At 71.9% G+C, this 8,223-nt stretch carries 3 protein-coding genes and 1 pseudogene; all 4 read right to left on the minus strand.

What is annotated here, in order from left to right; translation table 11 throughout:
* Window positions 1-5: 5 nt before the first annotated feature.
* Entirely contained in the window at window positions 6-1,331 is a 1,326-nt protein-coding gene (locus B9O00_RS02650; RefSeq protein ID WP_085120859.1) for an HlyD family type I secretion periplasmic adaptor subunit, read from the minus strand.
* 5 nt (window positions 1,332-1,336) lie between these two features.
* The gene (locus tag B9O00_RS02655) at window positions 1,337-3,544 is read right to left on the minus strand and encodes a type I secretion system permease/ATPase (protein ID WP_085120860.1); all 2,208 of its coding nucleotides are present in this window, start codon (window positions 3,542-3,544) and stop codon (window positions 1,337-1,339) included.
* Window positions 3,545-3,565: 21 nt separating this feature from the next.
* Window positions 3,566-4,981, minus strand: a complete 1,416-nt coding sequence (locus B9O00_RS02660; protein WP_159460069.1) for a TolC family outer membrane protein — start codon at window positions 4,979-4,981, stop codon at window positions 3,566-3,568.
* Window positions 4,982-5,031: 50 nt separating this feature from the next.
* Window positions 5,032-8,223: pseudogene (locus B9O00_RS32940) on the minus strand (hypothetical protein); the annotation flags it as partial.

Here is an 8,223-nt window from a genome sequence, read left to right on the forward strand (position 1 = left end):
ACCCCTCAGTGCTCGTGGAAGGCGCTCTTGAAGACCTTCAGCACGGGCTTCAGCAGGTACTGCAGCACCGTGTGCGTGCCGGTCAGCACGTCGACCGTGGCGGTCATGCCGGGGATGATCGGCAGGACCTCGCCCCTGGCGTCGCGCATCCGGTTCTCGGTGGTCCTGACCCGGATCAGGTAGTGGCTCTCGCCGGTCTTCTCGTCGAGGATCGAGTCGGCGCCGATCAGCTCCAGCTCGGCCGGCAGCAGGCCGTAGATCGTGTAGTCGTAGGCCGAGATCTTGACGCGCGCCGGCAGGCCGGGGCGCAGGAAGGCGATGTCCGCGGGCTTGATCCGCGCCTCGACGAAGAGCGCGTCCTCGGCGGGCACGATCTCCATCAGGTCCTGGCCCGGCTGCACGACGCCGCCGACCGTGTTGACCATGATCCGCTTCACCGTGCCGGCGACCGGCGAGCGCACCACGGTGCGCTGCACCCGGTCGTTGCGCGAGGCCAGCACCTGCTCCAGCGCCTGGGCGTTGACCTGGGCCTCGTTGAGCTCCTTGAGGGCGCGCGAGCGGAACTGGGCGCGCGCCTCGGCCTTGCCCTGCTCGGTCTCGGCGACCGCGGCCTTGATGCGCTCGATCGAGTGGTGCGCGACCTCCAGGTCGCCGACGTACTGGTTCTCCTCGCGGCGCAGGCGGATCAGCTCGACCGGCGCGTTGATGCCCCGGTCGACCAGCGGCTTCAGGATGCCGATCTCCTGGCGCGCCAGGGCGACCGAGCGCTCGAGCTGGGCGATCTTGGCCTGGGTCTCCTCGAGCTCGCGCCGCCGCTGGTTGCCCTCCTGCTCCAGCTTGCCGACCGTCGAGGCGATCTCCTGGGCGCGCGACTCGTAGAGCGCCCGCTCGGAGGCGACGACGCGCGGCAGCGCCTGGGCGACCTCCTCGGCGAAGACCAGGGGATGGCCGTCGATCTCGGCGCGCAGCCGCTCGATCACGGCGCGCAGGCCGAGCAGCTTGACGTGGTTCTCCCTGAAGTCCGAGAGGAACTGGGTGTTGTCCAGCTGCATGACCACCTGGTCCTTGGCGACGCTGTCGCCCTCGTGGACCAGGATCTCCGACAGGATGCCGCCCTCCAGGTTCTGGACCAGCTGGACCTGGCGCGAGGGGATGACCCGGCCCGGGCCGCTGGTCACCTGGTCGATCTCGGCCCAGCCCGCCCAGACGACGGCCCAGACCAGGAAGACGACGATCGCCAGCAGCAGCAGGTGCGCGCCCAGGCTCGGCCGCCGGCTGACCGCGCCGTGCAGGCTGGTCATGAAGTCCTGGTCGTCGCGGGCCCGGGCCATCGCCCCTATCCCGTCGCGATGCGGCCGCTCGACAGGCGCGCCAGCACCTCCTCGCGCGGCCCGTCGGCGACGATGCGGCCCCTGTCGAGCACGATCAGCCGGTCGACCAGCTTGAGCAGCGACAGGCGGTGGGTGATCAGCAGGATCGTGCGGTCCTGCAGCAGCCGGCCGAGGCTGGCGACGATCTGCTCCTCGCTGCGCGTGTCCATCGAGCTGGTCGGCTCGTCGAGGATCAGCAGGTTCGGCCCCTTGAGCAGCGCGCGCGCCAGGGCGACGGCCTGGCGCTGGCCGCCGGACAGGCCGTCGCCGCGCTCGCCGACCTGCAGGTCGTAGCCGGCGGGATGCTGGGCGACGAAGTCGTGCAGGCCGACCGCCTCGGCGACCGCGACGACGTCGAGGTCGCTGGCCGCGGGGGCGGCGATCGCGATGTTCTCGCGGATCGTGCCGCGGAACAGGAAGAGCTCCTGCGGCACGAAGCCGACGTTGGCGCGCACGTCGCTCGGCTCGATCTGCCGCACGTCGGTGCCGTCGAGCCGCACCGAGCCCTTGCCCGGCTCGTAGAGCCCGCCGGCCAGCTTGGCGATCGTGCTCTTGCCCGAGCCGATGCGGCCGACGATGCCGACCTTCTCGCCGGCGGCGATCTTGAAGGAGACGTCGCGCAGCACCTCGCTGCTGCTGGCCGGATAGACGAAGGACACGCCCTCGAAGGCCAGCGCGCCGGAGAGGTGCGGCCGGTTCAGCAGCTGCGCCCCGGGCGGCCGCTCGACCGGCAGCCGCATGATCCGGTCGAGCGCGCGCAGCGACGAGCGCGCCTGGTGGAAGCGCATGGCGAGCTGGGCGACCTGCGCCATCGGGCCGGTCGCGCGGCCCGACAGGATCACGCAGGCGATCAGGCCGCCGGCCGAGAGCCGTCCCTCGCCGACCAGGAAGATGCCGGCCAGCACGGTGCCGACCATGGTCATCTGCTGGGCCATCTGGACGAAGTGGACGCCGAGGTTGCTGTAGAGCCGGCTCTTCTGGCCGAGCGCCGCGGTGTTGCCGACCAGCTCCTCCCAGATCCGGCGCATGCGGCCCTCGGCGCCGACCATCTTCAGCGTCTCCAGGCCGGTCAGGCTCTCGATCAGGATGCCGTGCTTGTGCTCGCCCTGCTTCTGGTTGCGGCTGGTGGCGCGCGCGATCGGGATCTGGATGACCGCGCCCCACAGCAGCACGACCAGCACGACGCCGAGCAGCAGCAGGCCGATCGGCGGGCTGATCAGCGCGATGACGCCGACGAAGAGGAAGGCGAAGGGCAGGTCGACGAAGGTCGAGAGCGTCGCCGAGGTGAAGAAGTCGCGCACCGTCTCGAACTCGCGCACGATCGCCGCGAAGGAGCCGGCCGAGGCCGGCCGGTAGGCGATCTTCATGTCGAGCACCTGGTCGAAGATCCGGCAGGCCAGGATGACGTCGGCGCGCCGCCCGACGAAGTCGATGAACCAGGCACGCAGGTTGCGCAGCAGGAAGTCGAAGAGGAACACCGAGGCGGCGCCGATCGCCAGGGCGACGCCGGTCTCGACCGCGTTGTTCGGCAGCACGCGGTCGTAGACGTTCATGGTGAAGAGCGAGTTGGCCAGGGCGAAGCAGTTGATCACGATCGAGGCCAGGCCGACCTGGATGTAGGTCCACCAGTTCTCCATCAGCGTGCCCCAGAACCAGGCCCGCGGCCGCGGCACGTCGCGCTCGGCGCCGCCGGTCGCCGCGAAGCGGTGCTCGGGCCGGGCCAGCAGGGCGTAGCCGCCGTAGCGCGCGGCCAGCTCGGCGGCCGGCACCAGGGTCTCGCCGCCGCCGCCGCTGCCGGGGATCACCAGGCAGCTGCCGTCGGGCCGGCGCTCGACCAGCACCGCGGCGTCGCCGTCGTCGAGCAGCAGCACCGCCGGCAGGGTCCAGGGATGGATCCGCTCGAGCCGCCGGCGCACGGCGCGGGCGACTAGCCCGGCCCGCTCGGCGGCGCGGACGAACAGCTCGGGGGTCAGTCGGCGGCCGCTGATCGGCAGCCCGGAGAGCAGCACCTGGGCCGAGCGCGGCCGGCCGTGGTAGCGGCAGAGGAAGACGAGGCAGGTGACCAGCGGATCGTCCGGCGGCAGCGAGCCGACGATCGGCGCCTCCGGCGGCTCGGGAGCCGCTTCCCCGGCTCCCGCCGACCCGTCCAGCGGTCGAACGATCCCAGCCTTCATGGCCTGTCCCTGCGCCTGCGCCTACTTCGGCGGAGCTGCCGGCTCCCTCTCCGGCACGCTGGCGACGTCCTCGACCTTCAGCTTGACGTCGAGCGCCGGCAGCACCGTGCCGATCCGCGTCAGGATCGCATAGGCGGCGCGGACCTGGTCGAGCTCCGTGCGTGCCAGGTCGACCCGCGCGACGAACAGCTCGTTGCCGGAATCCAGCAGGTCGAGGATCGTCCTCTGGCGCAGCTTGAACTGCTCGCCGTAGGCGACCGTGACCTTCTCGGCGGTCGCCACGCGGTCGCGCAGCAGCGCGACCTGGTCGGTCGCGACGCGATAGTTGGTGTAGGCGGTCTCCAGGTCCTGGCGCAGCCGCCGGTCGATCTCGTAGACCTTCAGGCGCGCCTGGTTCTCCTGCTCCAGGGCACGGCGGCGCGCCGCGGTGTCGGCGCCGCCGTTGTAGAGGTTCCAGCGCAGCTGCAGCAGCGCCGTGCTGTCGGTCTCGAAGTCCGGCTCGCCGCTGACGCCCTTGCGCCCCTCGTGGGCCAGCTCGACGTCGACGGTCGGATAGAAGCTGCCGGTCGCGGCATCGGCGCTGTGGCCGGCGGCCCGGGACTCGGCGAGCGCGGCCCGCCGGCGCGGGTTGCTCTTCCAGGTGATCTGGAGGGCGTCCTCGACGCTCGGCGGCAGCTTGTCGAGCGGCACGGCCGGCCGCTCCAGGCTGCCGGGCATGGCGCCGACCGCCTCGATGTAGTCGGCCTCGGCGTTCTGCAGGTCGCCCTGCAGCCGGCGCAGCTGGGACTCGGCGAAGGCGCGCCGGGTGCGCACCTGGTCGACGTCGGCGGTCGAGCCGCCGCCGCGCCGCGCCGCCTCCTCGACGTCGCCGAAGATGCGCCGGTGCAGCGCGACGTTCTCGCGGGCGAAGTCGACCAGCCGGCGGCCGAGCACGACGGCGAGATGCGCCTCGATGGCGCGCAGGGCGACCTCGTCGGCGGCGCCGTAGAGCTCGAAGAGCGAGGAGCGGGCCCGGCTGTCGGCGGCCTCGACGCGGTTGCTGGTCGCGAAGCCGTCGAACAGCAGCTGGCTCAGCGCTCCGCGGTAGCGGCGCCGCCAGAGGTTGGCCTTGGTCGCATCGGCATTGTCGGGGCCGCGCGTGGCGTGCTGGTAGCCGGTGTCGGCGGTGACCTCGACCGACGGCAGGAAGCCGCCCTTCTCGACCTCGACCGCCCGCTCGCTGGCCCGGTAGCCGGCCTCGGCCCCGCGCACCTGCGGATGGCCGGAGACCGCGAGCGCGACGCTGTCGCTCAGGGTCTCGGCGCGCGGCAGCCCCGGCTGGGCGGCCAGCGCCAGCGCCAGCGCCGCCCCGCCGGCCAGGGCCCGGAGGCCGGCCGGCGGCAGGCTGTGGTCCGATCCGTCACGAAGCGCCCGCGCAAGGAGCCTGCTAACCCTCATCCCCGATCCCCACGTTGTCTTCCCCTCCCAGTCGCCGGCCGTCGAGCGCCTCATGCCGCGGCCGTCAGCGTCACGTTGCCGTCGTGATCGACGGTCAGCGACGCCGCCGGCACGGTCTCGACGACGGCCAGCGGCAGCTCGGGCGCGGCGGCCGTCGCGACCTGCACGTGACCGTCGGTATTGTCGCCGAGGTGCAGCTCCGCCGGGCCGTCGCTCTGCACGACGTCGCTGAAGTCGAGCGCGTCGCCGCCGCTCATGTCGGTGACGCTGTCGCTGCCGCTCTCGCCCTGCTGGAAGACGACCTGGTCGTCGCCCTGGCCGCCGGTCACGGTGTCGCTGCCGTCGCCGCCGGCCAGCGTGTCGTTGCCGGCACCGCCGAACAGCACGTCGTCGCCGGCGCCGCCGAGGATCAGGTCGTTGCCGCCGCCGCCATCGATCCGGTCGTCGCCGCCGCCGCCCAGCAGCGCCTCGTCGCCCGAGCCGCCCGACAGGTTGTCGGCCCCGTCGCTGCCGACGATCAGCGAGAGCGTCCGCGACGCCGCGTCCGCCTCGCCCTTGACGACCAGCGAGTCGGCGCCGTGCAGCTCGTTCAGGTCGAAGTCGCCAGCCGACTGGCGGATCGCGAAGGACGGGCTCGAGGGGGTGACCGGGACGCCGCCCGGCAGCAGCGGACCGAAGTCGCCGTCGTAGGTCCCGATGGCCGGCGCACCGCTCGAGTCGACCGCATAGGCGTAGGCCGGCAGGTCGTTGTTCGCGATCAGCGACTGGACGTAGGCCAGGTCCGGCAGGTCCTGCGCACCCTCGCCGCGGACCCAGAAGATGCCGTCGCCGTCGGCGCCGAAGACGTTGCCGGAGATCTCGGTGGGCAGCGCGGCGGGCGCCAGCCGCCAGCCGATCTCGCTGTCCTGGCCGGTGATCAGGATGCCGTTGTTGTGCCAGGTGGGATCGTCGGCGGCCACGTTGATGAAGAGGTTGCCGACGATCCGCATGTCGAGCTGGTCGGCGGCATAGCCGTAGCCCGGTCCGCTGGCGACCTCGATCGTGCCGGCGAGCTGCGAGCCCTCGACGTCGTAGCTGCTGATCGCCGACTGCCAGCCGGCGAGGTCGCTGGGGACCGTGCTGTACCAGTCGTTGAAGTAGACCGCGGTGAGCATCTGGGTGTGGCTGTCCCAGCTGCCGCTCAGGTTGTCGGCGGCGGTCGGCTGGGTGTGCAGGTGCGCGTAGTCGACCGCGCCGACGACGCTGGCGTCGAGGGTGAAGCCGTCGGCGATGACCTCGATCACCTTGTTGACGTAGGGCTGGTTCGGGCTGCTGTTGCCGAGCAGCTCCAGGCCGTGGATGGCCACGTGGTCGGCGGTCACCAGGAAGCTCGTGCCGAAGTTCGACTGGCGGGTCGCGGAGATCGTTGCCTCGACGCCGCCGTGGTCGGTGATCGCGTGGCCGGCGGAGTCGACGCCCTGGATCGTCACGCTCTTGCCGATGACCAGGCCGAGCGGATTGTTGCCGCCGGCGTAGCTCGGATCGTTGAGGCCGGTGTTGGGGTTGTAGTTCGCGCTCTCGCTGTACTGGCCGGGATAGACCAGGATGGTGTCGCCGTCCGAGGCCGCGTCGATGGCGCCCTGCAGCGAGTCGAAGCCGGAGCCGCCGACCAGCAGCACCTGGCCGTCGCCGAAGGCGAGCTGCTCGACCCCGCTCAGGTGGTCGCTGCCGTCGCGTCCGGCGCTGCCGTCGGCGACCGTGAAGCTGCCGTCGTCGTTGAGCGCGATAGCGTAGTCGGCCTGCGCGCCGGTGAAGTGGGCCGTGTCGGTGCCCTCGCCGCCGACCAGGCTGTCGTTGCCGCCGCCGCCGGTCAGCGCATCGGCGGCGCCGCCGCCGAACAGCACGTCGTCACCCTCGCCGCCGGCCAGCAGGTTCGCCGTCTCGTTGCCGGTCAGCGCGACGTCGGCCGCGCCGGTGGCGGTGACCGCCTCGATGCCGCTGGCGAGCTGCAGCGCGATGCCGATCGCCCCGGCGTCGCCGTCGACGGTCAGGTTCTCGGTGGCGACCGCGACCGTCTCGCCGCTGTAGTCGCCAGCCTGGGCGTGCACCGAGCCGCCCTTGACCACGGCGTCGACGCCGTCCTGCAGGCTGCCGATCGGCAGGCGCTCGCTGCCGAAGCCGTTGCCCCGGGTCTCGCCGAGCGCGGCGCTCGGCGTGTCGTCGGCGCCGGCCCGGACCTCGACGTGGGTCCGGTTGGCGATCGCCGCATACTGCTGGGACAGGGCGGGGTCGCTGCTCGCGTACTGCTGGGTCAGCACGCCGCCCTCGCCGTAGCGCCGGTCGACGATGGTCATGCCGTCGTTGGCCGTCGACAGCGCCATCATGTCGTCGCCGTACTGGGCGACGTCGACCAGCGGATCGGCGAAGTAGTCGCCGGGCTGCGTGCCGGCCAGGATCGTCAGGTCCCACTCGTTGCCCTCGGCGCCGAAGCTGTTGTCGCTCAGCTCGACGCCTTCGGAGCGGACCAGGAAGGCGCCGCGGGTATTGTCGATCTCGTTGCCGGTGACGCTGGTCAGATGGCTCGGGTCCAGCGTGTCGCCGTTGGCGCCCTCGAAGGTGATGCCGGTGCGCAGGTCCTGGATCGTATTGCCGGAGAGGGTCGTGCCCAGCACGCCCTCGTCGACGAAGATGCCGTAGTTGTAGCCGCGGTTGGCGAAGTCGAAGCTGTCCTGCTGAACGTCGCCCAGCGGCCCGACGATCTCGAAGCCCGAGATGCTGACGTCGTCGGCGGCGACGGTGAAGCCCAGGGTGCGGTCGGCCAGCGCCGTCGAATCGGGCTCCGCGACCTGGATCGTCGCTCCGGGCAGGCCGATCAGCGTCAGGCTCTTGTCGACCAGGATCTGCTGGTTGAGCGTGCCCCTGCCGGCGCCGAAGGAGGCGGTTATGTAGTCGACCAGGCCCGGCGTGTAGCTGCCGGCGGCGACGACGATGGTGTCGCCGGCCTGGGCAGCGTCGATGGCCGCCTGGATCGTCGTGTAGTCGCCGCTGCCGTCGGCCGCGACGACGATGTCGGGCGCGACCCGCACCAGCATGTCCGACTCGCCGACGACCGCGCCGCTGGCCTTGTCGGTGACGGTCAGGCTGACGTCGTAGTTGCCGTAGGCGTTCGGGTCGTAGCCGTTCGCGCCGATCGAGTCGAACAGCAGGTTCTGCGAGTTCTGCAGGCCGTCGGTCGCGCCGCTCGGGTCGTCGTAGTAGTGCTC

This window comes from Tistlia consotensis USBA 355, from assembly GCF_900177295.1.
Taxonomy (GTDB): domain Bacteria; phylum Pseudomonadota; class Alphaproteobacteria; order Kiloniellales; family DSM-21159; genus Tistlia; species Tistlia consotensis.

Bases quoted from the DNA above. Each gene is read 5' to 3' on its own strand.
- B9O00_RS02655 (WP_085120860.1), bottom strand. From the start codon at position 3,544: ATGAAGGCTGGGATCGTTCGACCGCTGGACGGGTCGGCGGGAGCCGGG.
- B9O00_RS02660 (WP_159460069.1), bottom strand. From the start codon at position 4,981: ATGAGGGTTAGCAGGCTCCTTGCGCGGGCGCTTCGTGACGGATCGGAC.
- B9O00_RS02650 (WP_085120859.1), bottom strand. From the start codon at position 1,331: ATGGCCCGGGCCCGCGACGACCAGGACTTCATGACCAGCCTGCACGGC.